Genomic DNA, 26787 nt, shown 5'->3' with positions numbered 1-26787 from the left:
TTTTACCACTTCACAATTTTCTTTACTTCTCTCCTCTTGCCAGTCTCTAAAATCAAAAAATATATTCCTGCATTGAGGTCAGGTAAACTCAACTTAAATTTATCAAAATATGTAGTGATTGGATATTCTTGTTGAGTTATCAAATTCCCTTTTTCATTCAATAAAGTTACGTTGAGTTTCGTGCTTGGTTTGTTATAAACATGAAAATTCAGTTCGCTATCGAAAGGAACAGGGAAATAATTGACCCAAAAACCAAGTGTTTTAGGATTTAATGTAACTCTTAGGCTCTCTTCGGGGGTCAAAACGACACCATTTGGGCAATTTGCATCTGATATATCTGCCACCGAAAAAGCATAGTAAATTGGCTCAGTAGGATAAAACTTCTTAATATAAGTACTCGCCGATGTTGTGATTCGCTCGTTTCCGTTAATCACAAACTTATAAGGTGGCGTACCCGATAGGTTGACCAAAACCTGCACGGTATCATACACATAAGCCTGAGCAGGTTTCGTAAGGCTAATGGTTGGTGCTTGAAAAATATGTACTTCTATCGAGTCGGTCGATGATACTTTTGGGTCGGTACTCTCCAACTTTGCCCAGTATTTTCCCGAAACAATATCATTCGGAATATTCGCTTTGAGTGGGTCATTACCAATCGACGAAGTGTATTTGCTTTTTCCTGTAAATATTATTTTAAACTCATTATTGGCGTTGTATTTGCCTGCAATGCTGAGTTTCAAATCAATTTTTTCGTTTGAACAATACTGATTTTTATCAAAACTCTTTAGACTCAAAGCCAGCACATTGATTTCGAGTTGGTTACTCAAATCACTTATACATTCTTGGTCAAGACACTGCACTTTATACTGAATATTGGCCTGTGGACTCACCTTCATTATATTATTTTTGTCGGTTATCAAGGTTTCCACAGCTTGGTTTTCACCAGTCCAAGTCCACTTGGCCGAGCTACAGCCTTCGGCAGTTAAACTCACTTGCTCACCCTTCAAGATTTGGCTTGAAGAAGCCTTTAATTTGGGAGCTTTCAGATAATTACAAGAGTTTATTTTCAATAATTTATCAAACTGTAAAAGCCACACTTTACCACTATTATCTAATTGCCAAGTACCTGATGTACTCACAAGCGGAATATTTTCAACCAACTTTAGTTCGCTCCCACTGAAAGAATAAAGGTCTCTTTTAGTACCAAGTATATTGTATAAAAATAGCTTACCGTTTGTTTCGCCAATGACACGATTTGTACCTGAAAGTGGCAAATTCTGATTTACCCAGCCAGTTTCTTTACTGTATCTTAGCAATGGTGCCCCCCCACTATGTATAACCCACAAATTTTCTTTTGAATCTAAATAAATCTGACTAATTGAGCTACTCAATAAGCTGTTACTTCGATTAAAAACCTCTGCTTTTTTGGTTTCAAAGTTATAATTATAGATTTCGTATGTGCCATTTGTACTGTTAAAAACGAGCATCCAAGCCGAGTTTTTGCCCCAAGCCACACTTTGTTGAAGAGAAATACCCGATGGCAACTGATAAACAATATCGGTAGAATCTTGATTGACTTTCTGAATACTTGTATTATCTGTCACGAATTTGGTTTGTGGGTCGAAACTGCTAAAGCTTGCGTTATTGCTACCCACAAAATCTCTCGATTCAAGAATCTTGAACGTATTAGGGTCTAATTTAGCCAAACGGAAAGTTGGTTTCGGAAAAACACCATCAAAAGCAATGCGTTTACTCACTTGTGTCAAAATCCATAGATTGCCTGCCACATCGGTTTTCGAATCAAGCAGTACATTACTTACATTTCCGTTCGTAACGTTTCGATTGAGCAATTTACTCGAAGTACCATCGAGTTTCATCTGAACGATTCCTTCGTTGGTAGTTACAAAAGCGAAATTATCATTAAAAACAACTTTTCGTAGCGTTCGGCTCAGGTTTTCGACATTGGCATTATTGAAGTACGAAAAACTTTCTGGAATAGCCTCTGTGCCAGTCTTGAACGAACGCTCCGTAAAACGCACAAGTCCCTGCGGTAAACCAATGATATTAAACTTTTCGTTGTTGTATTCTTCAAACTTTACATAATAGGTGGTATTAGGTTTTAGATTTTGCAACAAAAACGGATAGTTGGTCTGACTGGCATAAATACCCGATTTGATAGATTTCTGAATAATCGGAGAGGAATAATCGGATTTCTCGGAAACAATAACCCTTACCTCCAGAATATCGCCGCTGCCTGCACTATAATTTATCGGAAAAGTAAGCGGATAGCCATTGAGTGCTTGTTGGGTAAGGTCAAGAATAGTCGTATTGGGTTTTATCCAAAACGTTGAAGGTTTCGACCACGCACTTGTCTCCGTTCCTCTCACGGCTCTTACTCGCCAAGTAAAGGCTTCGTTTGATACAACCAATGATAATGAATTGGTAGTCGAACGACGATTAGTAGCGTTTAAATCAAATGAATACGAAGTATTGCCCGAACTAAAACCAATCGTCTGAATTTGGTATTCGGTGGCATCATCTATTTTATCAAATCTCAAAACAAGCGTCGAACCATCTACATTGGTTAGCCCATTGCTTGGCGACTGAATTTTCGGGGTTTCTACAATGGCTGGTACATTCATCTTCATTGTATTTGACCATTGACCCTCGCCAAGCCTATTTTTTGCTTTAATTCTGAGAAAACAAGTCTGGTTTTTCTTCAAATACGGCAACACAGCGTATGATTGTTCGCTGGTATCACGCAAAACGATATTCTTAAAATCAGCTCCATCCGCCAATTCGATTAGATAGCTTTCGGCATTGACAATCGTATTCCAAGAAAAATAAGCATCTCGATTAAAATCCCAGTTTTCGTTTAGCTTAACGGTTTCCGTAATTGCCCTAATTTTCAGAAATCTCGATGCAGCCGTTCGGTTCATCAATTCAATGCAAAGTGGGTGAAAATTATTGAGGCGGCGGCCGCAGTAGCTCATCAATGTACCTTTGATGTTTTCGAGTGCGTCGGAATAACAACTACCCTCTACGGCATAGCAATAATCAATGGCTCCGCCTGGCCACGTACAGCTTTGTGTATGTGGCGAACCAAAATTATGCCCAATCTCGTGAGCGATTGTCGAGATATTTTGCCACGGTGAAACATTGAATTTACCACTCGCTACGCCACCCGCACCAGAAAATCCTTTTGAATTGAGATACATTACCACATCGCTCGGGATTTTCGATAAAGATGTATTTGTATAAACATTCCGAAGGTTAGTAAGCATCGTAAAAATATCCGTTACATTGTTGTAAGGGTCTTTTGCTTCTTCTTTCCAGATATTTACGTAGGTCAGTACGAGCTTGGTCGCTATTTCATTTTCGTAAATTTCGGAGGCTTTCTGAATGATAGTAGCTACCTCATTTTTGATAAAAAGGGTATCGCCATTATACTTCTTAAAAGTCTGATAATCAACATCAACCACTACCTTGCATAGATAAAAATCATCAATGGCTTGTTGACGAGTTTTGCGTTCTTTGATAAACTGCGGCAACTGTTTCATGATTTCCTGCGAGATTTCGTTATCGTTAAACCCGCAAGTGATGTCTTGTGCAAATGAAAGTGTGGAAACTAAAAACAGGAATAGAAGTGAAGGAAATCTAAATTTCATAAAAGTCTGTTAATGATGGAATTTGTTGTTGGTTTCAATATACAAAAATCTGCATCTTATTCTGAATTTTCATCATTTTCTTGAAATAAATCACATAAAAAATGCCTCTGATAAAATACCAGAGGCATCATTTAGACTGCAACTATTGCTTACTTCAACTTTTCTAATTCGGACTTTACAAAATCCATTAACTCGGCAATGTATTCTTTTGAGAAATCGAATTTTACATTAGCAGCTTCATAAATTTTACCGATGGTTGTGGTATAGCCTAACCTCAAAGCATTTAGGTAGCCATCGAGTCCTTTTTGGGCATCTTGTTTATAATTTCTCCAAACACTGATTGCACCTAATTGGGCCATTCCGTATTCTATGTAGTAAAATGGCACTTCAAAAATATGCAACTGACGCTGCCAATTATATTTTTTGAATCGCTCAAAACCTTTCCATTCGGTCACAGAATCGGAGAATTGCTCGAACGTCTGTACCCAACGGGTCTGACGTTCTTCGATGCTGTGCGTAGGGTTTTCGTAAATCCAATGTTGGAATTTATCGACGGTGGCAATCCACGGCAAAACCTCCAAAATATCTTCCAAATGCTCTATTTTGGCACGTTTTAGGTCTTCTTCATTCTCGAAAAACACACCCCAATGTTCCATCGAAATCAATTCCATCGACATCGAAGCCAATTCGGCAACCTCAGAGGTTGTACTACGGAATGAGTTCAAAGGCAAATCACGCACCTCGAAAGAGTGAATGGCGTGTCCACCCTCGTGAACCATCGTAACCACATCACGCAGGCTTGAAGTGGCATTCATAAAAATAAACGGCACACCGATTTCTTCGAGCGGATAATTATATCCACCTGGGGCTTTTCCTTTGCGAGATTCTACATCGAAATGCCCCATGCGTCGCATGATACGAATATAATCAGCCAATTTCGGGTCGATTCTTCGGAAACATTCAACGGTTTTATCCAACAAATCTTCTCCATTACTGAAAGGTTTGAGAGCAGGTTTGCCATCAGGGTCAACTTTCAAATCCCATGGACGAAGTTCATCGACATTCAACTTTGCTTTGCGTTCTTTGGCCATTTCATCCACCAAAGGCACAACGGTTTCGGCCACGGCCTCGTGAAAATTGAAGCAATCTTGTGGCGTATAATCGAAACGCCCCATGGCCGCAAACATATAGTCACGGAAATTCAAGAAGCCTGCATTGACGGCCAACTGGTGACGTAAATCACGGAGTTCGTTAAATAGAGTATCGAGCTTTTCGTGGTCTTGGTAGCGGCGTTCGGCAATTTTTGTCCAAGCCTCTTCACGAATTGCACGGTTAGGCGACTGCAACAAATCTCCTGCTTTCGGCAAGGTCATTTCTTCGCCATTGATGTTTACGGTCATTGCGGCCGTAGTTGATTGATATTCAGTTTGTTTGGTCTGAATTTGGGTTTCAATCGGAATATTTTCTTCACGAAAAATCTCAACTGATTTTTTCATTCCACGAATCGTGATAAAGAAGCCTTCATCAGTCAATTCACTCAAAAATGCACTTTCAAGAGCTTTTTTATTGAGTTGGTCGCTGTAAACCGAAAGTTCGGGCTGAATCTGTTCTACAAAAAACTGGTAGTTTTTCTGGTTTTCTTCGCTGGCGGTATCGCAAGTCATTTTGATGTATCGCCAAGCCAAATTTTCTGATAAATACGATTCCAACTCACTACGGTCAATGAACCATTGGCGGAGTTCTTGGGTATTCGCAATCGAACGGCTCACCAAATTTTCGTAAAGTGGCTTTAAATCTTGCCACTGATTAAGGGCAAATTCTTCACCAATAAATGTGCGTGGTTTTCGCTGTGGTATTTCTATTTCTTGCATAATTATTTATTATTTTGACAAAAGATGTTAGACAAAAGACAAGAGAGGATTTTACTTAAAATAAATCTCTTGTCTTTAATCTTTTGTCTCTTGTCTAAAATCTCACTTCTTTCTAACGCTTAAACTCATCCAAACAACGGAAAACCTCAAAAGTTAGGTCGTAGTCGTTGGCGGTAAGCACAAAATTATCGGGTAAATTACAAAAACGCATAAAATTCTTCAATTCTTGGCCTTTGAGTTTTGTTACAAACGAAATGTATTCGGCATTGTAGCGATACTCAACCAAGAGCTTTTTGAGGTCTTCTTGCTTCATGGCTGCCAGTTTTCGACGAGATTTTCCTTCTTTACTGAAAAGTTCGTAAAGCCCATCAATCGAAATACCAATTGTGCCTGGAGTAGAAGTATTTGTATTGATTAGGTTTGAAATATCCTTCCATTTTAACTTCGTTGAAGCTTCAGGCGAACCCATTAATTCATCAATTTGCTTCTTTACTTGCTCCAACCGTTTATCTCTAACCACTACTTCTTTTAGGGCAATGGCATCTTGCCGCATTTCGATGACAGGCTCCATATTCACACCATCCCACGCAATGCCCGTTGCTTTATAACCAACCGAAGTAATTTTTATTGAATCGCCTTTTGATGCTCGTACCAAAAAATTACCATTTTCGCTCGTTTTGGTTATTTGTTTGGTGTCTTTATTCACAACTGTTGCAGCTGGAACGGGTTTGCCTGTGGCCTTATCAATGGCTTTGCCAAGAACGTATGCCTTTTGGGCGAAAGCAGAAAACACCCCTAACCCCTGAAGGGGAATAAGAAGCATAAGAACTTTTAAAAACCTCTCTATTCGACGGTTCGATTGGGTTGGGCTGCTATTTAATTTGTCCATTCAAGATGATGTATTTCACTTCTTTATCTTTCGTAAGCAAGAAACTCGCTGTTTCGTCGAGATTAATTTCTTGATTTTGTATTTCTTTTTCTGAAACTTTATATTTCTGCAAAACCTCTGGATATTCTTTTAATAAACTCACTGTCAAACCTTTGGCATCAATCTCTTTGATACCCCAAAAAATAGAAAGGTCGCCGAGGTCTTCTATAACGCTCGAAAATACAAAATCAGTAGCGTTGTTGATGTTTTTTTCGCTGAGATTAATACCAATATCTTTGATGATGGTTTTGCCATTCTGCACAAATTGGGCATTACGAATGAGTAAGTCAAACAAATAGCGGTCGTTGTTTGGAATAGCTTCGTAAGTTTTTAACTCAAACTTTGTGTATGATTGCTCTGCAATTGCCTGTAAACCCGTCAAAATCGCCACAAAATTGAGTTTTCTGATAAATTGTTTTTCGGTGTCTTCTTTATATCCGCCCGATTCTATCAAAATCAGACTACTACCCCATTTAGCAATATTATCGCCAAAAGCCCGTGGTTCGTGGTCGTCGTTCCAGCGGCCTAAATGCCCAGGAATAAACTGTTGTAGCGTTTGGTGCATGCCACATATCACTTGCATGGCTCGTGTTCGGGCAGGATTCCACTCTTTTGCATAATTGTATGACGTTGGCAGAAACGAAATCGTTGCTTGCTTTCCGCTCGCCCCAGCACTGTATTTGGTATTTTTATCGTGTAAATTAAACGAAAAATCAGGTTTTAGGTCGTCTTGGAGTTTCTTCAAAATTCTGCCTTCGGGAGTCTGAAAACTTAGAGCATCACGGTTCATATCAATGTCGGTAGCGGTGCGTCTTTGGAAGCGTTCTGCTCCATCGGGATTGAGCATTGGCACATAATAGAGCGTACAATTTTCAAGAATTTTGCTTCTTAGTGCATCAAATCCATCATTTTTTCCTTGAAAGAAATTAAAAATATCAAACAAGGCCATCGTGGCAGTAGCTTCATCGCCGTGCATTTGCGACCACAACAAAACCTTGATTTTGCCACTTCCCATCTTGATTTGATAAATATCTCGTTCTTCAAATGACTTCCCGATTTTCTCGACCGAAAAAGGCAATTTTTCTATCAACGGAACAATATCTTTGTGCTTAAAACGGCGTTTAGTGAGGCTTTGTTCTTTGATTTGTTCGTGAATATCGAATAATTGTTTTGAAAAATCTGGGAGTTTGGGCTGTGCAATCGCTGACATATTGGTTAGAAATGAGATAATTACCGAAAGCACAAAGGTAAGGCGTTTGTGAAGAAGTACCATAAATTTATCGGAATATCGTGATTCAAAGAAAGTCAGAAGTTTCTTAGTTTATTTACCAACGCTACAAGCTCTTTGGGTGGATTATTGTGGTCGAAAGTAGAAGATTGATACTTTTTATTTCCTACTGTTATTTCAATAGTAGCCTGCAAAGCTGCATCATTTGCCCTTTTTCTTGATGAAGATTTGAAAGAGTAAAATGAATCAAGTTTAATCTTTTCACAAATTTTCATGATTTCTTTCCAATCTTCAATAGAAAGTTTTTTCTTAAAGATAATCGAATTTTCGTCTAAAATATATTCCTTTTCGGAAATTAAAATTTCTCGCCTAAAACCACGTGTAGATTCGTTGAGGGTAATAGAGGTTATTTTCTGCGAAAATCCCTCAAAAGCAAGTAAGAATAAAGAAATAAAAAATGGAGTTTTCATATAGTTTAAATAAAAATGCCCTTCAATTTGAAGAGCAAAATAATATTTAAAAAAATAGAAAATCTGCTTTTTGAGATTAGAATTTAGAGGTCTAAGTAAATTCTAATCTCGCAAGTATTTTTGATTAGTTTTAAATCTATCTACCACAACATTTCTTGTATTTTTTACCACTTCCGCAGGCACACAAATCGTTTCGATTTTGGGTTTGTGGTGCTTCAGAACTACCAATTATTCCGCTCAGATAATACCATTTATCATTTTCTTTGATGAACGTAGATTTTTCGTGATGAATTTGTAATGTCCCAGAATCATCTAAATAAGAGGCTTTAAATTCAACTTCACCATCTTCTTCATTGAATTTACCTTTTCTTGTAGCAATAACTTCCAATTTTTTCCACTGATTGGCCACTGCCCACGCCCGAATATCGGCTTCATCGAAGTTTTTTTGTTGAGTTGGATAGGTAGTTGCAATCAAATATTTCACATCAACCACCACATAAGCCGAGTATCTCGAACGCATCAATTGCTCGGCAGTTTGGGCAGTTTTTTCACCTTTGATGATTGGTTCGCAACAGTCAGAAAATGGTTTTGCTTCGCCACAGTAGCACATAGAATAAACGTAATAAAATTAAAAATTAGCGATTGAAAGACAGCCGCATTAATGCCACAAAGTACGTCAATAAATCAATTAAAAAATACTTCATCGACAAAAAACCAACCTTTCTGCCCTTTTCCAGGGTGCCAAACTGGAAGTTTCGACACTGGTTTAATGACCAGTTTTATCATTTTATATGAGCCTTGTATAAGAGGAATTTGAAGCCCAACATTGGCGTTTCCTTCCATTTTTTTAGCTTGTTTTGGCGTGATTTTCTGAATAACTTTCAAATCAGCTTTGCTATTTCCAGCCCAAACCTCCACCGCCAAAGGTGGCATAATGAAAGAATCCATTTTTTGTAAATAACTGATTGTTAGACCTTTGATGGGCTGAACTTTCTTAAACTCAAAAATCCCCATAAATTCCTTTTCACGATAGCCCAGCCATGCTTTATCACCAAAATTATCAGTAGGCCCTTTTTTCAAATCATTTAGTGTGCTTCCACCTTTACCCGAGTATTTGGGGTCGGGCAAATTGAGCAAATACACGCTATCAGCCACAAAACTCGACTTGAAGAAACTATATTCTACTTTTCGACTGGCGTACCAATTTTCTTTGGTTGCTATGGCCTTGAATTTTGTGTAACTATCAATGATGATTGGTTTTTCGTAGATATTTACCGTTGTTGAGTCTGGCTCAGAACCATCAAGCGTATAGCGAATCTTTACATTTTTGAGCGTATGTTTCAGCGTAATTGGTGTATTGGTTTTGATGATAAAATCTTCATTGACCAAAATTGGCGGATTAAGTTGCAGAATCTCATTTGGATTGTCGAGTCCTCCCCTATCAAATTTGATTTTGGTATATTTCTTTCCCAATTCTGTTACAGTGGCTTCGTCAATATTCGTATTCCACACAAAAACCTCTTTTAATTTCGGTAAATCAAGTATTTTTTGAAGGTTTTCTTTAGAAATTTTCGTTCCTGCCAGAGCGACAGACTCCAAATTCTTGCATTTTTTGAGTTGTTCTAAAGTATTTCCAGTTATGTCAGTTTGATTAAGAATGAGTTTTTCGAGGTTCGGAAAATTGGCTATTAAAGCCAAATCTTCATCGTGTACAGGCATTTTCGATAGATTCAAAATCACCAGTTGCTCACCTACTTTCGAGAGATTTTCTAAAACTTTACGGTCGAATTTCTTACTTACAAAGAAATCGGCCTGCAATGCGGGCGAACCCGTTGCCAACGGAAAAACCGAACAAAAAGGTGTATTAACCGCCGCTAAATCCGATTCAGAAGGCATCGAAAAGCTATAAACTTTGGCTTCTTTGGCCGCTGATTTCATACCAACAAGTTTTGAAGCAATTTTCTTGGTTTCTGAACTTACCAAATAGTTTTTGAAAGCTTTTTTAAGGTCTGCACCTTCGTTTATCCATGCAGATAAGAGAGCAATTTCATCGGTTGTTAGTTGTGGTTTGCCTTTCGGTGGCATGTGTTCTTTGTGTTCGAGCGGTAGATTTGCTCTTTGAATAATATGGCTATTGAGGGCATCACCCACTTTCCAAATCAAACCATTTTTTCCACCTTTCAGAATCTTTTCGATGCTACTCATATTGAGTTGGCCTTTGGTTTTATCATCGTTATGGCAAGCCACGCATTTGGCTTCAAGAATCGGAAAAATGGCAGCTCTGTACATTGGGTCATTCTCCGAAAATTGTGGAGCAGTATCAGTTTTTTGCCACGCTTCAAACAGATAATTTTCACCGTGTGTAATGCCCGCCCCGAAATGTCCAGCTACGGCCATGATGGCCAGTAATGCCCAATTTGGATATCTTTTTTGACTCAGTTTTTCATCAAAAATTACTATTGCATAAGCCAGTAAACTGACACCAATACCAGTGAATTTATGAAACTGTAAAAGTCGCTCATCATAGCCTCCTTCTCTTGATAAAAAGAAACCCATCAATGCCACGATTGCTGCCGAAAGTGCCGTTAAAGTCAGTATAAGCGTTCGGATAAGTTCATAACTTTTTGTTTCGATTTCATTTTTCAAGAATGAAAAAAGCACCAATAATACCACAAAACCTATCGGTAAATGCAGTAATAATGGGTGCATTCGTCCAAGTGGATTCATCCAAAGCGGAAGGCTTACTTGCTCTTCAAACACCAAAAAGAAAAGTAAGAGAATATTTAGACTTAATAATAGGTATGATGAAATTTTATAAAAACGGGTCATTTAGGTCTGAATTCTAAGTTTTACTGCATATTAGACATCTTTATTTACCAATGCGTATTTAGATGTTGCATACCTAACGGCATGCTCAACTATTGTGGTGTTATTCTTTCTACCGATATTTAATCCCTACGGGATATTGTTTATAGGACAAATATGTCGGCGGTCTGACTTCTAAATTGTCCATCATCTAAAAGGCACAATTTAAAAAATTATGTTACGCCATTAGCCCAGATATTACATTTCCTGCCACATCGGTTAGGCGGTATCTTCGACCTAAATGTTTGTAGGTAAGTTGTTCGTGATTCAAGCCCATTAGGTGCATAACGGTTGCATGAAAATCGTGAATATGCACAGGGTCACGCACGATGTTGTAGCCAAATTCATCAGTTTCTCCGTAAACAATGCCAGGTTTTACACCTCCACCTGCCATCCAAATACTATATGCTCTTGGGTGGTGGTCACGACCATAATTGTCTTTTGTGAATGTTCCTTGACAATAATTTGTTCGGCCAAATTCTCCACCCCAAATTACTAAAGTTTCATCCAGAAGTCCACGTTGTTTGAGGTCGGTAATCAGAGCTGCCGAAGCACGGTCAACGTCTTGGGCTTGCAGTGGCATTTCGTTGGGAAGGTTTCCGTGTTGGTCCCAACCTTGGTGATAAAGTTGTACAAATCTTACGCCTGATTCTGATAGTTTTCGAGCTAAAAGAGCATTGGCAGCGTAAGTTCCTGGCACTAAACACTCGGGGCCATACATTTTTATGATATGGTCGGGTTCTTTCGATAAATCGGTGAGTTCTGGCACAGCCGTTTGCATTCTATACGCCATTTCGTACTGCTGCACTTTAGCTTGTACTTCGGGGTCACCGTTTTCTTCAAAACCTAAATGATTGAGTTCGGCCAGTTTATCCAACATTCTTCTTCGGGCAATTTTATCCGTGCCTTCGGGGTCGTTGAGATACAAAATTGGGTCTTCGCCACTACTAAAAACTACGCCTTGATGCGTAGAGTCTAAAAATCCATTCGTCCAAAGTTTTGAATAAACGCCTTGCCCGTTTCCACGACCACGAGAAAGCAAAACGCAAAATGCAGGAAGATTTTTGTTTTCGCTACCCAAGCCATAACTCGCCCACGCTCCCATACTCGGGCGATTACCCACTTGAGCTCCAGTTTGCAAGAAAGTGAGTGCTGGGTCATGATTAATGGCATCAGTATTCATGGTTTTGATGATACAAAGGTCATCAACGATTTTGGCCATATTCGGGAATAAATCGCTCACCCACGCACCCGATTGACCGTATTGCTTAAAGTCAAAAAACGAACCCATCAACGGAAACTTTGTCTGATTAGAAGTCATTCCCGTGAGTCGCTGTCCATTTCTGATAGATTCTGGCAAATCTTGACCCATCATTTTGGTGAGCGTAGGCTTATAATCAAAAGATTCAAGCTGAGATGGAGCCCCATTCTGAAACAAATAAATCACTCGCTTGGCTTTTGGGGCAAAATGCGGCAAACCCAAAGGCAATTGGTCGAGGTTTTCATCGCCTTTAAATAAATTAGGCATCAACAATGAGCCTAAACCCAAAGTGCCGATTCCAGCGGCAGCCTTACCCAAAAAGTGGCGGCGGGTAATGTTTAGTTTATGATTGAAAAATTCGTTTTGCATATAAATGCTGTTTCTATTTTATGTTTGACCCTTTCAGGGTCAGTTTATACTTTATTATCTTTTCCACGATTTTCAATCGTGGCTATTCGTGTTCAACCACTTCGTGGTTAATAAACAGAATAATTGTTAATAAGCCTCTATAAGACTTACTCTACGACTCAATATTTTTAAAAGCCTGAAAGGCTTAAACTTGAATAGCCGTAGGTGAAACCTACGGAAAAAAGATTTTGCACAAACTCCTAACCCCGAATGGGGTTAAACTTAAAGGCCTCAATCCAAATATTTATCATCAAATTCAATTCTGTGTTCGTTTAATAATTCAATTAATTCCTCTTTGAATGTTGTTTCTTTATGATGTTCTTCTTGATTTTTCACATATTCTATCAAGTTATCCTTTGCCTCAATTGAGTATGTAAAAGCGGAGTATCCATCTTGCCAACCTCCGAAATTGGGAAAAATCTTTTTCTCTTTGATAAAACTTGTACTACCCAGTTTAATATCTTTTACTAAATTAGACAATGCCACTGATGGATGAAGACTTGTGATAATATGAATGTGGTCTTCTACCCCATTGATTCGATATAAATGACACTTATTATTCTTTAAAATCCCCCAAATTGACTTGAATAATTCAGGTCGTTCATCTTTAGAAAGTGTCTTTTTTCGATATTTTGTACTAAAAACTATCTGGTAAAATGTTTGTGTGAAAGTTCCCATTTCTCTGATGTTTGACCCTTTCAGGGTCAGCTTATTTTCGTTTACATTTTCCACGATTTTCAATCGTGGCTATTCAAGTTAAAGCCCTTCGGGCTTGTTACACTCTCTAAATAATTCTCGCAAAAAGCCCAAAGGGCTTTAACCGCAGCGGCGGACCGTTCGAATAGCCGTAGGTGAAACCTATGAATAAAGATTCAAGATGAAAACGCTAACCCCGAATGGGGTTAAACTCATATTTCACCCCCTAACAATCGCCTCTTCCATATTAAAAATCATCTGGATAGTTTGCATGAGAGCGGCGGTTGCGTTTTTATCTTTTACTTCCTTGCGTTTATATTCGCCAATGCTGAGCATTTTATCAGTTTTCTTGGCATTTTTAGCAAAAAACTCCTTTTCTGATTCAAAATATTGCTTCAAAATATCCAGTTCTTTGGCTTTTGGTTTTCGGCAAATAATGCGTCGGAATGCCTTTTCGAGTTTAGTTTCCAACGGAATATTTTCCGACATCAGATTTTCTGCCAAAACCCTTGAACCTTCCATTGTTTGTGGGTCATTCATCATTACCAAAGCTTGGAGTGGCGTATTCGTTCTGCTGCGTTGCACTTCGCATTGGTCACGGTTGCTGGCATCAAAAATGAGCATTGATGGTGGAGGAACAGTTCGCTTAATAAACACATACATTCCTCGGCGATAAAGGTCAGATTCGTGGTCTTGCACGTATCTTGCCAAAGTTCCACGCCCCGAAGTAGCTACTTCCCAAAGCCCTTTTGGTTGATAAGGTTTTACACTTGGGCCACCAATTTCTTCGTTCAGCACTCCGCTACTTGCCAATACATGGTCACGCACGTTTTCGGCAGGGAAACGCATACGAGTTGAACGAGCCAAAAAGATATTTTCGGGGTCGGTTTTTAGGTGTTTTTCTGTGATTGTTGAAGATTGTCGATAAGTGGCCGACATCACAATTTGTTTTACCAAACGCTTGATATTCCAGCTATTTTCTCTGAAATCTACCGCCAACCAATCGAGCAATTCGGGGTGTGAAGGTAGCTCACCTTGCATTCCAAAATCACCGAGAGTTTTTACAATTCCTCGACCAAAAAACGAAGCCCAAAGACGATTGACATACACTCGTGCCGTGAGTGGATTTCGGGCATCGAGCATCCATTTTGCCAAGCCAAGTCGGTTTTTCTCTAATTTGTTGGTATCGAATGGCATAATAGCTTTCGGAATTCCGACTCCAACCATCTCTCCGTGCGAATCATAATTTCCACGATTCAGGATATAAGTCGGGCGAACTTTCGAGCTATCTTTCATCACCATGACCATTACTTTAGCCGTATCTTTTTTATTGATAAATTTCAAGATCGAATTTACGTCTTCGGTCGTAATTTTCATGTTGGGAGGGTCGGCAAACGAAGCATCGATCGTTCCGAAAAGCCCTTTTTCTGGCACTTGATTGAAAAAAGCGAAGGTTCGGTAATAATCTTTCTGCGAAATCGGGTCGTATTTATGGTCGTGGCAATGGGCACACTCGAAAGTGAGAGCCAAGAAAGATTTTCCGAAAGTATTGGTGCGGTCAGTCACGTATTCGATGCGATATTCTTCATCAATTACGCCCCCTTCTTGCGTGATTTTATGGTTTCGGTTAAAACCCGTTGCCAACAACATTTCTTTGCTCGGATTTGGCAATAAATCTCCTGCCAACTGCCAAGTTAAGAATTTACTATACGGATAATTTGAATTGAACGCATGAATCACCCAATCACGCCACGGCCACATCGTGCGAAGTCCATCATCTTGATAACCGTGCGAGTCGGCATAACGAGCCACATCGAGCCACGAAATGGCCATTTTTTCGCCATAATGTTTGTTTTTCAATAATTCATCAACAATTTTTTCGTAGGCATTAGGCGAATTATCTTTCAAGAAACGCTCTTGCATTTCTATGCTTGGTGGCAGACCAATGAGATCAAAACTTACACGTTTTAGTAAGCGTTCTTTGTCGGCTTCTTCGTTAGGTTTTAAACCTTTTTCATCCATTTTAGCATATACAAAATGGTCAATTTCATTTTTCACCCAGTCTTCGTCAGCTTCGGGCAATTTGGGCTTTTGTGGTGCAATAAACGCCCAGTGAGGCTTATATTTTGCCCCTTGCTTAATCCATTTGGCAATTAGTTCGATTTCGTGTTGAGTCAGTTTTAAGTTTGATGAAGGCGGCGGCATCAAAACGGCGGTATCTTTGGCAATGATTCGCTGATACACCTCTGATTGCTCCAAACTTCCAGCCACAATTGCATGAGCTTTGGGGTTATCTTTTAGGGCAGCATACGCACCTTCGGGAGTATCAAGGCGTAAATTAGCTTCTCGTTTATTGACATCGGGACCATGACATTTGAAACAGCGGTCGGACAGAATCGGACGAATATGAAAATTATAATCAACCTCGTCAGGAATTGCCCCTGTTTCTGCGGCAGAAGAAGAAGTACAATTCCACACAATTATTGCCAAGCTTACGCTCGTAAGCAGTAAAAACAAAAAAGTTTTAGCCTTAAAAACTACACTTTTCATCGGTTAGTAAAATAGAATTATAGCGAATAGATTGTTGAGAGTATTTTTTAAAACTTTTTAAGTGACCATTCTATACTCAAAAGTTTATTAAACACTTATCTATAAGTCATTTACTGACTTATAAACATCGAATATAGTAAATAGCACTTAAAAAATAGTTTTTAAAAAATTTTATTAAAGATAGTAAGAAAGAATAAAAAAATAATATTTCTCTAAAAAAAACTTTAAAAACTCCTATTTTTACGGTATCAGAAAAATCTATCTAATCCTAACCTCAATTTTCATGAAAAACACATTCGTTCGTTCAGCCTTCACGTTTGCTACTTTGGCAGGGTGTGTAGGTCTATTTTCTTATAAAAACGTCACTGAACCGCCCGAAAAGAAAACAAAAGCAGTTATTGCTGAAGAAATTAAGCTTCCTACTGGATTTTCGGCAACTATTCTTGGCACTGATTTAGGAGCAACTCGCCACCTTACTGTCTCAAGAAATGGAGATATTTATGCAAAATTATCAAAACTCAAAGACGGCAAAGGCATTTTGCTCATGCGTGACACCAACAAAGACGGTATAATTGATGAAACAAAATATTTTGGAAATTACCCAGGTACGGGTGTTACCATCAAAAACGGTTATTTATATGTTTCATCAAATACGGGTGTGCTTCGCTATAAACTCAATGAAAAAGAAGAAATTATTGATACCGAAAACCCCGAAAAAATTGTTGATGGGTTGGTTGACAAGGGCAGAGACAACGCCAAACCCTTTGTGTTGGATAATGCCAATAATATATATGTAACGGTTGGCTCATATAACGACCCCTGCCGAGAAAAAGGCACTGGTAAAGGTATCATGCCATGTTCGATTTTAGATTCAGCGGGTGGGATTTGGAAATTCAATGCTGAAAAATTGAATCAGACATTTTCTGATGGTATTCGCTATGCAACTGGTCTAAAAAATGCTGTTGGAACTGCTTGGAATTCAAAAACAAACACGCTTTTCGCAACCGTTCACGGACGTGGGCAATTCCATGATTTTTACCCGCAATATTATACACCTCAACAAAGTGCCGAGCTTCCAGCCGAAACACTCTACGAGCTTCATCAAGGCGATGATGCTGGTTGGCCATATATTTATTATGACCAATTTCAGAAGAAGAAAATCGTTGCTCCTGAGTATGGTGGCGATGGCAAAAAAACAGGTGGTGAAAAAGCAATCAATCCAACAGTGGCTTTCCCTGCTCATTTAGGGCCAAACGATTTACTTTTTTATACTGGAAATATGTTTCCTGCGAAATACCGAAATGGAGCATTTATTGCTTTTCACGGACAATCACCAGAATTAAAAAAAGGTTATTTTGTAGCTTTTGTACCTTTTGTAGGCAATAAGCCTTCGGGAAAGTGGGAGATTTTTGCTGATAATTTTGCAGGAATTGACCTCGTAAAGCCAACTGGCCCAGTACAACACCGTCCTTGCGGATTGGCACAAGGCCCCGATGGAGCATTGTATGTAAGCGATGATTTGAACGGCACAATCTACCGAATTGCTTATAAAAAGTAATAGATAACTATCAGTTAAGCACAAAAATAGGTCTGCACAATTCTTTGCAGACCTATTTTTGTTTTTAAATTTCCCTCCCCTTTAGGGGCGGTCTGCGGCTGGGGGTTATCTTGCCGAAACAATTTCAATATCGAAAACCAAAGGAGAGTACCCTGGAATATCTCTACCCGCACCACGTGAGCCATAACCCAACGACGAAGGAAAAATGATTGTACCTTTTTCGCCAACTTTTAGTTTGGCAATACCTTCATCAAAACCACCAACTACTTGCCCAACGCCCAGTATAAAACTGAAAGTACCTTCATCAAATTGCTCATCAGATAGAAGTCTTCCTGCGTATTTTACCGTAACGTTTTGTCTTGCTGCTAATACTGCACCCGCTTCATTTGGTGAAGTCAGAATAAAGCGTAACCCCGAAGATGTTTTCTCGGTGATAGCCAAGTTTTTACTGCTTATATAGCTTTCTATTTGCTCATCTTCCGTACCCGAAAAACCATCCTTTCCGTATGTTGCCATTATTATTGAAGTTATAATTAAAAAATATTATTCTTGTATTATCTTGCTGAAACTACTTCTATATCAAAAACCAAAGGCGAACCTCCTGGAATACCATTGTAGTCATTCGGGCCATAGCCTAAAGTTGAAGGGAAAATAATTATTGCTTTCTCTCCGACTCTCATTTTTGCGATTCCTTCATCAAAACCTTCAACTACACGACCTGCACCTAATACAAAACTGAAATTTCCTGAGTCAAAAGATTTTCCAGACAAAAACGTTCCTGCATAATTTACGTTAATGATTTGTCCTGCTTTCAAAGCTGCTCCCGTAGGATTGGCTTTCGTGACAATATAACGTAAGCCCGAAGCTGTTTTTTCAGTAACAGTCAGATTTTTGCTCGTAACATAGCTATTGATTTGGTCATCTTCTGGAATACCATCTTTCTGACAAGCCGTGATAGCTACCGCCAAAATCGCAAGGAATAAATAAATTTTACGCATAAAATTGAGTTTAGTGTTAGGTCTTTTGAGCCAATGCTTAACAGTCTATGCTTGATAGCTGTTGCTTAGGAAGTTCAAAATTATACAAAAAATCTGGTTAAATGCTTGGGCATGACTAAAAAACGACTAATTTTGACTCATTAAAATCTCTTTATAAAATATTGATTTCGGGCAGAAGCCTCGGTGCTTTTGCTGATTAGGGTTTGTGCCACAGCACATGCTCGTATTATTGTTTTATCAAATTTTATAGAGAATTTTATGCAAAAACATACAAAAATCGCTGTTATTGGCGGTACAGGCAAATCAGGTAAATACCTTGTTAGAGAACTTATCAAACAGGGATATTTTATCAAACTTCTTCTTCGTCCTTCGACTAATCGAACAGATACACCCAAGCATCCGCTCATCGAAATCATAGAAGGTAATGCCAATGATTATCAATCCATAAGTACGCTCATTGATGGTTGTGAAGCAGTTATCAGCACTTTAGGTATGGGCATTCCTGCGAGCGAAAAGACAATCTTTAGCCAATCAACGACCAATATTATTCGGGCAATGAATGAGCATCAAATCAGGCGTTATGTGGTGATTACGGGTTTAAATGTTGATACTATTTGGGATAAAAAAAGCGACAAAAATCTTATGGCTACTCGTTGGATGTACGAGAATTTCCCTATCTCGACGGCCGATAAACAAACCGAATATGCCCTACTAATAGCAAATAATATTGATTGGACTTTGGTACGGCTACCACTCATCGAGCAAACCGACGAGCAAAGGCAAACCCAAACCAGTTTGGAAGATTGCGAAGGCGATAAAGTCAGTGCAACCGACTTAGCTCATTTTCTGATTGAGCAATTAACCGACAAAACTTTCATTCGTCAAGCTCCTTTTTTGTGGAGTTTGTAGGGGTAAATTTAGCTGGTACTAAAAAATTAGTACCAGCTAATCATAATTAAAGTTTACTACGTAGAATTATTGGTATGGATTTAGATATAATCTAAATATTTATCTATTTTTGCTAAGTGGGGGTACTTTGCCCTTATAAAAGGGCTTTAACCTTAATCAAACTTCGATTCAAGACTTGTTTTGAGGTCTTTTTAAGTAGAAAATATAATGCGTGTGCTTAATTTTATAGACTTATTTGCTGGGGCATCTGGAATGTCCGAAGGCTTTATTAAAGCTGGTTTTAACCCCGTTTCGCATATCGAAATGGACGCAGAAGCTTGTCAAACAATAAAGACAAGAGCTGCATATCATTATCTAAAATCTGTCGATAAACTTGATTTTTACCATCAATACACTAAAGGTGAGATTTCCAAAAATGAACTTTACAAATTAGTACCTGACGAAATTCTGAATACTGTTATCAATGTTGAAATTAATGACGATACAATTTCTGGAATTTTCAAAACTATAAAAAAATCAAAAAAAGAGATTGATTTAATTATTGGTGGGCCACCTTGCCAAGCATATTCTCTTTTGGGTCGTCATCAAGATAATATTGAAAATGACCCAAGAAACAAATTGTATATTCAGTATGGGCGATTCTTGAAAGAGTTTAAGCCAAAAGCTTTTGTTTTTGAGAATGTACCTGGGCTACTAAGTGCCAACAAAGGACAACATTTTACTGACTTAAAAGCATATTTCAAGAAAATAGGCTACGAAGTTCATAGTAGCACAATGATTGCATCTGATTTTGGAGTTTTACAAGCCAGAAAACGTATAATTATAATAGGTTGGCAAAAAGATAACGATTTAGGGTTTCCTGAATTTGAAAAAATCATCACTCCCTTTAGAGTCAATGATGTACTGCAAGATTTGCCGAAGCTAAAACCAGGTGATGGATTCAAAAGTGTAAATTATACAAGCGATAAAAACGAATATTTAGAAAAATTTGAACTCCGTAACTGTGTTGATTTTGTAACTCAACATATCTCAAGACCTCATAATCCGAGAGATTTAGAAATATACAAAACGGCAATTCAAAAATGGAATAAAAATAAAGAAAGACTCAAATATCCTGATTTATCTGACCACCTAAAGACCCACAAAAACGAAACATCATTTACGGATAGATATAAAGTTGTTGATGGCAATGGGTTTTCTCATACGGTTGTGGCTCATATTGCCAAAGATGGGCATTATTATATACATCCTGATATAAAACAGTGCCGCTCAATATCAGTGAGAGAAGCCGCCAGATTGCAATCTTTTCCTGATGATTTTTATTTTGAAGGTTCACGCTCAGCAGCTTTTAAACAAATCGGCAATGCCGTTCCTCCACTAATGGCTTTTGCTATTGCTACTAAAATTAAAGAATTATTATGTCTGAAAAATCCGAAAAACTTGTATTAAAATTCGACCCAACAACAATTGAACACTTAGGAATTTCTCTTTATTCAAAACTTCCAAGTGTTTATCTGAACTAATTTCAAATTCATGGGATGCTGATGCAGATAATGTGTCTATTGACTTTGCCGATACCGATGAAACCAAGGAAATTTCCTATTCTGATGATGGAGCAGGAATGACATTTCAAGAATTAAACGAAAAATATTTAGTTATAGGAAGAAATAGAAGAACGGAACCCGATGCTCAAATCAGCTCAAAAGGAAGAGAAGTTATTGGTAAAAAGGGATTGGGTAAACTATCCGTTTTTGGTATTTGTGACATTATTGAAGTTATTTCTATAAAAAATGATTTAAAAAATCATTTTAAGATGGATATTAATGAAATAAAAAATAGCCGAACCAATTTATATTCCCCCGAAATTATTCTATTTAATCAACCTACTGCATCAACAGAAAAAGGCACAACAATTTTATTAAAGAAAATAAGACGGAAATCTAACTTTGACCTTGAAAATATCTCATTAAGTTTATCAAAAAAATTTTTAATATTTGATAAAATGACCGTTTCGTTGACTCTCAATAATGCTAATGAAACAGTTGTAACAAACGAATTAAAGTTCAACGATTTAAAAGAACAATTCAGATGGAAATTTCCAAATATTGATTTTGGTGAAGGGTATCCATATTGGAAATCTGTTAGAGGTTCAATAATCACAACGGAAACCCCCGTTAAAGATACCGAAATGAGTGGGATATATTTAACATCAAGAGGTAAAATTGTTAACACCGCAAGTTTCTATGGTCTGAGAGACAATGACCAATTTCACAGTTATGTAACGGGATATTTAGAGGTTGATTTTATAGATAATTTTGATGAAGATGTTATATCTACTGATAGACATTCCTTAAACTGGGAAAATGACAAAACTAAAGAACTACAACAATATATTCAATCAGTCATAAAAAAAATTGGCTCGGATTGGCGAAAGAAAAGAAGTGAGTTAAAACGTTCTTCGATTAAGGAAGAAAGAAGTTTGGATATAGAAGTATGGCAAAATACGTTACCAACTTATGAAAGAGAATTAAGTGACAAGATTATTAATCCTATTTTAGAGAATGCAAATATTGATATTGAAAAGTCAAGTGAAATAATTGGAAATGTAATTGATAAATTTGAGAATAAAACATTCAAGGAATATGCTTCTAAAATCGCAGATATTTCAAAACCAGAAGATATTCCAGCTTTATTAAAGCTAATGGATGATTGGAAAGCTATTGAAGCTAAACAGTACAGAGATTTAGCTTATGCAAGAATCGAAGTAATAAAACAATTTGAAGAATATATTAATACAAATACCAAAGAAGTACCAACTTTGCATAATTTCCTTAAAAAATTCTCTTGGCTACTTGACCCAAGGATATTAGAATTTCGAGATGAAGTAACGTATACAAAACTTCTAAAGGAAACATACCCTGATGACAAATTAGATATTAAAGATAGAAGAATTGATTTTTTATGTAGCAATGCTTTGGGTGAAATACTATATGTTATAGAAATAAAAAGAAGTAACTTTAAGGTTGACAAAGACGCTTTGGAGCAAGCATATGAGTATGGTGTCTTTTTGAAAGATAAATATGCATCTGAAACAGGGTTTTCAAAAGTTGTATGTTTTGTTGTTGGTGGAGAAAAATCAGAGGAAGCTATCTTTAGGAGTAAAGAAAAGTCTTACATGTCTACTGGAGAAGTTTTTGTAAAGACATACAGAGAGCTGTTAGAACAATCAAAAGAATACCACAGAGAATTTATTGAAACATATGATAAATACAAATAAAACTTAACAATGACTATCAAACCAACTCTATTCCTAACCCTAATTTCCTTACTTTTCTCAAAATCTCTCACCGCCCAAACCCCAAAAACCACTTCTGGCAACCCGATTGTTGAGGGTTGGTACGCCGACCCAGAAGGTGTGATTCTGAACAAAGAATTTTGGGTTTTCCCGACATTCTCGGCCAAATACAAAGACCAAGTTTTTTTAGATGCTTTTTCATCAAAAGACATGGTAAACTGGACAAAACACCCACGAATCATTGATACTTCGGCCGTAAAATGGGCAAATAAGGCAATGTGGGCTCCGAGTATCGTCAAAAAAGACAACAAATACTTTCTGTTTTTCTCGGCCAATGATATTCAGAGTTCGGAGCGTAAAGGCTTTGGGCCGAATAATCCCGACAAAGATGATAAAATCGGTGGCATCGGTATTGGTGTGGCGTCTCGTCCCGAAGGGCCTTACAAAGATTATTTGGGCAAGCCGCTCATCAATCAGTTTTATAACAAAGCCCAGCCGATTGACCAGTACGTTTTTCAAGATAAAGACAAACAATATTATATCATGTATGGCGGTTGGGGACGCTGCAATATTGCCAAACTCAACAAAGATTTCACGGCTTTAGTACCTTACGAAAATGGCGATTTAGTGAAAGAAATTACGCCCAAAGGCTACGTTGAAGGCCCAACGATGTTTGTCCGCAAAGGAAAATATTATTTGATGTGGTCGGAAGGTGGTTGGACAAACGGCACTTATAAAGTAGCCTACGGGGTTTCGGACAATGTTTTTGGACCTTTCGAGAAAAAATCTACGATTTTGGTGGCCGACGAGGCAGTGGCAACTGGTGCGGGTCATCACTCGGTGATTAATATTCCGAATACAGATGATTGGTACATTGTTTATCACCGTCGCCCGATTCCGAATCTCGACCGTGACCACCGTGTAACGTGCATCGACCGAATGTATTTCAACGAAGACGATACCATCAAAGACGTGAAAATGACCTTTGAGGGCGTTGGAAAAGTGAAGTTGAAGTAAGATTTTTCTTAACCATGAAGGACACAAAGTATTGTACAAAGTCTTAAAAATTTTGAGTTCTTTGTGCATTCTTTTAGTGTTCTTTGTGGTAAACCCAAACAGCGAATATTCTATGAAAAATAATCTATTTCTTCTTGTCATTTGCCTCATAAACCTCAATTTATTAGCACAAACTAATTATAAAGGCAAACCGTGGAATGGTGTTTTTCAGACAATTCCTGGTAAATTGGAGTGCGAAAAATACGATTTAGGTGGAGAAGGTATCGCTTACCATGACAAAGATAGTGTTAATAATGGCAGCGGAAAACTCAACCCCAATGATGGCACTTACTTGAATACTTATCGAATCAAAGAAGGGGTTGATATTTCGTACACCAAAGAAAGAGACATTGACAATAACCCTTATAATGTAGTAGAGCCTCTGATGCAACAATTATATGTAGGTTGGACTGAGGCTGGCGAATGGATTAAGTATTCGGTTGAGGTAAAGGAAGACGGCGAATATGATGGCTCATTGATGTACACCGCTAATGCTGATGCTACAATTGCGATTGAAATTGATGGTTTGCCTTGGACAGAGTTGATTTTAATCAAATCGACTTTCAATGAGAAAGACCCCATTGCTTGGCGGCAATGGCATCATTGGAACAAACAAAGCATTTTTAAAGCCAAAAAGCTCAGCAAAGGCAAGCATATTCTGACCCTCCGAACTGTCGAAAGAGGCAATATGAATTATGATTTTATTGAGTTTATAAAAATCAAATAACATGAAAAACTTCCTTCTGTTCACAATACTAATAGGTTGTATAGGGAAATTATATGCTCAAAACGATATTGAAACCACAAAGAACATTGTTTATGCCCAAGATGGAGACAAAAAACTCCAACTCGATATTTATAAACCAAAAGCCGTGCAAGAGCCTCGCCTGATTGTTTGGGTACATGGGGGTGCATGGCATTCGGGTAGTAAAGAGAACCCACCGTTGGGCTTAGTTCCTTTCGGATACGCTTTAGCAAGTGTCGATTTTCATGCCAGTACCGAAAAACCTTTCCCTGCTGATGTGCATGATATTAAGGCCGCTATTCGTTTTCTGAGAGCCAATGCCAGTAAATATGGTTATAAAGCCGACAATATAGTTATTTGGGGAAGTTCGTCGGGCGGACATTTGGCGGCTTTGGTAGCTACCACTAACAACAATGCTGAGTTAGAAGGAAAGCTCGGAGATTTTACCAATACTTCATCTTCGGTTCAAGGTTGTATTGATTTTTATGGCCCTACCAACTTTCTGACGATTCTCAATCAATCAACACCGCATGGCCTCAATGTTCGTTTGCCAGCATTGGCTATTTTGCTCGGAAAACCCTTAGACCAATCTACCGAATTGGCAAAATTGGCAAGTCCTGTTTATCAAGTTGATGCCAATGACCCACCACTTTTTATTGTGCATGGCGAGCAGGATATTCAAGTACCTGTCAATCAGTCGATTGAGTTAATGAGTGCTTATAAAGCCAAAAATCTGAAAGTTCAGATTGAGTTTATTCCGAATGCTGGCCACTCTGACCCCGCTTATAGCAAACCCGAATTGATGGAAAAAATTGCAAAGTTTTTAAAAGAAAATGGTCTTTGAGAAGTTTTCTTGAGACTTTTACGCAACCTTGAAGTACTAACAATCGTACTGATTATATTTGACATACCTAAAATGTATTATTTATGAAAAATCTTTTAATTCTTTTCTCTTTTGTAGCCATTCTGACAAGTTGTAGCTCCGATGATGTAACCAGCAGTAACAACACGGGCATCAGTGGTTCGTGGAAAATAAAATCGTTTATCGACAATAATAACCGTGACCGCACGAGCAACTATGCTGCATATAGCTTTGAGTTCAAATCGACTGGTGAAATTGTAGTTACTAATAGTGCCACCAAATACAGCGGTACATACGCAACCGTGATGGATAGCGGCAAGCAAAAATTCAATATCGTAATTGCGACTTCTGACAATACATTGGCAGAAATCAACGAAGACTGGATTTTGAGCGAACAAACCGATACAACGCTAAAATTCACCAAATCAAGCGGTGGAAATGGTGGAACAAAGACTTTGGTATTTGGGAAGTAAATATTGAATGAAAATGAATGAGTTGGCTATAATCTTGTGTTGTAGTCAACTTTTTTATTGTCATACAACCTTTTATGCACCAAAATCATCATATACACATCAATCTTTGATTCTAAACCACCATTCTTATGAAAACTTTACCCATTTTATTGCTTCCTGCATTGTTTTTTGCTTGTTCAACAAAAGACACACCTAATGCTCAAGATGCCATCGAAAAGCAAATTTTGGCCGATATTGATGCCAAACCCAGTATTTTGGCAAAACCTGTATCACAAAAATTGGTCAGTAAAGTTGAAGTAAATGTGCAGTATGATAAAGGGCCAAATCTGGATTATGTATATAATTATGAATATGACCTAAACGGAAAAATTAAAGCTATTAAATCAAATCTAAAAGATATTTGGACTTTCTCATATCAAGGCAACGAATTGATAGTTTCAAACGGCTCAGGGTTGATTAATAAAAAATACACGCTTGATAAATCGGGGCTTGCTCAGATGGATAATTTTTATTACAAAGATGGCTATTTGTGGTTAAGTATAGGAAAAGAGGGTTTTGCTAATACATATTCTACCGAAGGAAATCTAATTGCCCGAAGAGCCGACGGCATCAAGGCTGATTATGAGTACACCGAATTTCCAAATACCATTCGTCAGGAGGTTGTATCTCCCAGTTCTATAAGTCTTTATGCAATTACCCGAGACAATTATTTAGGAAATTTCAGTACAAATCTATTGAAAAGGGTGCAATTTTCAGAAGGAGAAAACGTGACTTTAGATTACAGTTATAAGTTTGATGCAGAAAATAGAGTAAAAACCATGACTATCAGAAGAAAAAGCAATATGAATGGCATGGGCGATGCTACTTTTCAGTGTGTGTTTAGTTATTAACAAAAAAAGGCACAGGTTTTACGAACATAACTAATTTTGTAAAACCTGTGTCTTTT

At 38.0% G+C, this 26787-nt stretch carries 20 protein-coding genes and 1 pseudogene; 9 read left to right on the top strand and 12 right to left on the bottom strand.

Annotation, left to right across the window (positions count from 1 at the left end):
• Window positions 1-2 precede the first annotated feature (2 nt).
• The 10 genes from IEX65_RS09480 to IEX65_RS09435 form a co-directional block, all read right to left on the bottom strand.
• Window positions 3-3668: a M12 family metallo-peptidase gene (locus tag IEX65_RS09480; protein WP_188765803.1), complete on the bottom strand. Its 3666-nt coding sequence runs from the start codon at window positions 3666-3668 to the stop codon at window positions 3-5.
• 149 nt (window positions 3669-3817) lie between these two features.
• Window positions 3818-5539, bottom strand: a complete 1722-nt coding sequence (locus IEX65_RS09475; RefSeq protein ID WP_188765802.1) for a M3 family oligoendopeptidase — start codon at window positions 5537-5539, stop codon at window positions 3818-3820.
• A 112-nt stretch (window positions 5540-5651) separates the two neighbouring features.
• Entirely contained in the window at window positions 5652-6362 is a 711-nt protein-coding gene (locus tag IEX65_RS09470) for a carboxypeptidase-like regulatory domain-containing protein (protein WP_188765801.1), read from the bottom strand.
• 49 nt (window positions 6363-6411) lie between these two features.
• Window positions 6412-7740, bottom strand: coding sequence for a M14 family zinc carboxypeptidase (locus tag IEX65_RS09465; protein WP_188765800.1), 1329 nt, complete (start codon window positions 7738-7740; stop codon window positions 6412-6414).
• Window positions 7741-7772: 32 nt separating this feature from the next.
• Entirely contained in the window at window positions 7773-8165 is a 393-nt protein-coding gene (locus tag IEX65_RS09460; protein WP_188765799.1) for a hypothetical protein, read from the bottom strand.
• Window positions 8166-8301: 136 nt separating this feature from the next.
• Complete coding sequence (locus IEX65_RS09455) at window positions 8302-8775, bottom strand: YchJ family protein (RefSeq protein WP_188765798.1); 474 nt, start codon at window positions 8773-8775, stop codon at window positions 8302-8304.
• Between the two features lie 74 nt (window positions 8776-8849).
• Entirely contained in the window at window positions 8850-10994 is a 2145-nt protein-coding gene (locus IEX65_RS09450; RefSeq protein ID WP_188765797.1) for an FN3 associated domain-containing protein, read from the bottom strand.
• A gap of 214 nt (window positions 10995-11208) precedes the next feature.
• On the bottom strand, window positions 11209-12660 hold the full coding sequence (locus IEX65_RS09445) for a DUF1501 domain-containing protein (RefSeq protein WP_188765796.1): 1452 nt from the start codon (window positions 12658-12660) through the stop codon (window positions 11209-11211).
• 270 nt (window positions 12661-12930) lie between these two features.
• A complete protein-coding gene (tnpA, locus tag IEX65_RS09440; RefSeq protein ID WP_229250597.1) occupies window positions 12931-13431 on the bottom strand; it encodes an IS200/IS605 family transposase in 501 nt (166 codons plus the stop codon).
• 183 nt (window positions 13432-13614) lie between these two features.
• On the bottom strand, window positions 13615-15945 hold the full coding sequence (locus tag IEX65_RS09435) for a PSD1 and planctomycete cytochrome C domain-containing protein (protein ID WP_188765795.1): 2331 nt from the start codon (window positions 15943-15945) through the stop codon (window positions 13615-13617).
• A 283-nt stretch (window positions 15946-16228) separates the two neighbouring features.
• Between IEX65_RS09435 and IEX65_RS09430 the strand changes: the two genes are divergently transcribed.
• The gene (locus IEX65_RS09430; RefSeq protein WP_188765794.1) at window positions 16229-17503 is read left to right on the top strand and encodes a PQQ-dependent sugar dehydrogenase; all 1275 of its coding nucleotides are present in this window, start codon (window positions 16229-16231) and stop codon (window positions 17501-17503) included.
• A gap of 105 nt (window positions 17504-17608) precedes the next feature.
• On the opposite strand, the gene IEX65_RS09425 is transcribed toward IEX65_RS09430, so the two are convergent.
• Window positions 17609-18019 carry an FKBP-type peptidyl-prolyl cis-trans isomerase gene (locus tag IEX65_RS09425; RefSeq protein ID WP_188765793.1) on the bottom strand — a complete coding sequence of 137 codons (411 nt, stop codon included), beginning with the start codon at window positions 18017-18019 and terminating at the stop codon, window positions 17609-17611.
• A 38-nt stretch (window positions 18020-18057) separates the two neighbouring features.
• Entirely contained in the window at window positions 18058-18501 is a 444-nt protein-coding gene (locus IEX65_RS09420; RefSeq protein WP_188765792.1) for an FKBP-type peptidyl-prolyl cis-trans isomerase, read from the bottom strand.
• Window positions 18502-18759: 258 nt separating this feature from the next.
• On the opposite strand from IEX65_RS09420, the gene IEX65_RS09415 reads away from it, so the two are divergent.
• From IEX65_RS09415 to IEX65_RS09380, 8 genes and pseudogenes are all read left to right on the top strand, one after another.
• Window positions 18760-19410, top strand: coding sequence for an NAD(P)-dependent oxidoreductase (locus IEX65_RS09415; RefSeq protein ID WP_188765791.1), 651 nt, complete (start codon window positions 18760-18762; stop codon window positions 19408-19410).
• Window positions 19411-19617: 207 nt separating this feature from the next.
• Window positions 19618-20859: a DNA cytosine methyltransferase gene (locus IEX65_RS09410; RefSeq protein WP_188765790.1), complete on the top strand. Its 1242-nt coding sequence runs from the start codon at window positions 19618-19620 to the stop codon at window positions 20857-20859.
• Window positions 20860-20926: 67 nt separating this feature from the next.
• Window positions 20927-22687: pseudogene (locus IEX65_RS09405) on the top strand (ATP-binding protein); the annotation flags it as partial.
• A 9-nt stretch (window positions 22688-22696) separates the two neighbouring features.
• On the top strand, window positions 22697-23722 hold the full coding sequence (locus IEX65_RS09400) for a glycoside hydrolase family 43 protein (protein WP_188765789.1): 1026 nt from the start codon (window positions 22697-22699) through the stop codon (window positions 23720-23722).
• Between the two features lie 112 nt (window positions 23723-23834).
• Complete coding sequence (locus tag IEX65_RS09395; protein WP_229250593.1) at window positions 23835-24488, top strand: carbohydrate-binding protein; 654 nt, start codon at window positions 23835-23837, stop codon at window positions 24486-24488.
• 1 nt (window position 24489) lies between these two features.
• On the top strand, window positions 24490-25350 hold the full coding sequence (locus IEX65_RS09390) for an alpha/beta hydrolase (protein ID WP_188765788.1): 861 nt from the start codon (window positions 24490-24492) through the stop codon (window positions 25348-25350).
• Between the two features lie 83 nt (window positions 25351-25433).
• Window positions 25434-25841, top strand: coding sequence for a hypothetical protein (locus IEX65_RS09385; RefSeq protein WP_188765787.1), 408 nt, complete (start codon window positions 25434-25436; stop codon window positions 25839-25841).
• Window positions 25842-25969: 128 nt separating this feature from the next.
• Window positions 25970-26731, top strand: coding sequence for a hypothetical protein (locus IEX65_RS09380; RefSeq protein WP_188765786.1), 762 nt, complete (start codon window positions 25970-25972; stop codon window positions 26729-26731).
• Window positions 26732-26787: the final 56 nt, after the last annotated feature.

The sequence above is a fragment of the Emticicia aquatilis genome (genome assembly GCF_014644295.1).
In the GTDB taxonomy this organism is placed as follows: Bacteria; Bacteroidota; Bacteroidia; order Cytophagales; family Spirosomataceae; genus Emticicia; species Emticicia aquatilis.
This window is presented reverse-complemented; position numbering and strand designations above follow the sequence as displayed.

Bases quoted from the DNA above. Each gene is read 5' to 3' on its own strand.
- IEX65_RS09395 (WP_229250593.1), top strand. From the start codon at position 23,835: ATGAAAAATAATCTATTTCTTCTTGTCATTTGCCTCATAAACCTCAAT.
- IEX65_RS09480 (WP_188765803.1), bottom strand. From the start codon at position 3,668: ATGAAATTTAGATTTCCTTCACTTCTATTCCTGTTTTTAGTTTCCACA.
- IEX65_RS09400 (WP_188765789.1), top strand. From the start codon at position 22,697: ATGACTATCAAACCAACTCTATTCCTAACCCTAATTTCCTTACTTTTC.
- IEX65_RS09450 (WP_188765797.1), bottom strand. From the start codon at position 10,994: ATGACCCGTTTTTATAAAATTTCATCATACCTATTATTAAGTCTAAAT.
- IEX65_RS09435 (WP_188765795.1), bottom strand. From the start codon at position 15,945: ATGAAAAGTGTAGTTTTTAAGGCTAAAACTTTTTTGTTTTTACTGCTT.
- IEX65_RS09460 (WP_188765799.1), bottom strand. From the start codon at position 8,165: ATGAAAACTCCATTTTTTATTTCTTTATTCTTACTTGCTTTTGAGGGA.
- IEX65_RS09410 (WP_188765790.1), top strand. From the start codon at position 19,618: ATGCGTGTGCTTAATTTTATAGACTTATTTGCTGGGGCATCTGGAATG.
- IEX65_RS09380 (WP_188765786.1), top strand. From the start codon at position 25,970: ATGAAAACTTTACCCATTTTATTGCTTCCTGCATTGTTTTTTGCTTGT.
- IEX65_RS09470 (WP_188765801.1), bottom strand. From the start codon at position 6,362: ATGCTTCTTATTCCCCTTCAGGGGTTAGGGGTGTTTTCTGCTTTCGCC.
- IEX65_RS09430 (WP_188765794.1), top strand. From the start codon at position 16,229: ATGAAAAACACATTCGTTCGTTCAGCCTTCACGTTTGCTACTTTGGCA.
- IEX65_RS09420 (WP_188765792.1), bottom strand. From the start codon at position 18,501: ATGCGTAAAATTTATTTATTCCTTGCGATTTTGGCGGTAGCTATCACG.
- IEX65_RS09445 (WP_188765796.1), bottom strand. From the start codon at position 12,660: ATGCAAAACGAATTTTTCAATCATAAACTAAACATTACCCGCCGCCAC.
- IEX65_RS09475 (WP_188765802.1), bottom strand. From the start codon at position 5,539: ATGCAAGAAATAGAAATACCACAGCGAAAACCACGCACATTTATTGGT.
- IEX65_RS09390 (WP_188765788.1), top strand. From the start codon at position 24,490: ATGAAAAACTTCCTTCTGTTCACAATACTAATAGGTTGTATAGGGAAA.
- IEX65_RS09425 (WP_188765793.1), bottom strand. From the start codon at position 18,019: ATGGCAACATACGGAAAGGATGGTTTTTCGGGTACGGAAGATGAGCAA.
- IEX65_RS09465 (WP_188765800.1), bottom strand. From the start codon at position 7,740: ATGGTACTTCTTCACAAACGCCTTACCTTTGTGCTTTCGGTAATTATC.
- IEX65_RS09455 (WP_188765798.1), bottom strand. From the start codon at position 8,775: ATGTGCTACTGTGGCGAAGCAAAACCATTTTCTGACTGTTGCGAACCA.
- IEX65_RS09385 (WP_188765787.1), top strand. From the start codon at position 25,434: ATGAAAAATCTTTTAATTCTTTTCTCTTTTGTAGCCATTCTGACAAGT.
- IEX65_RS09415 (WP_188765791.1), top strand. From the start codon at position 18,760: ATGCAAAAACATACAAAAATCGCTGTTATTGGCGGTACAGGCAAATCA.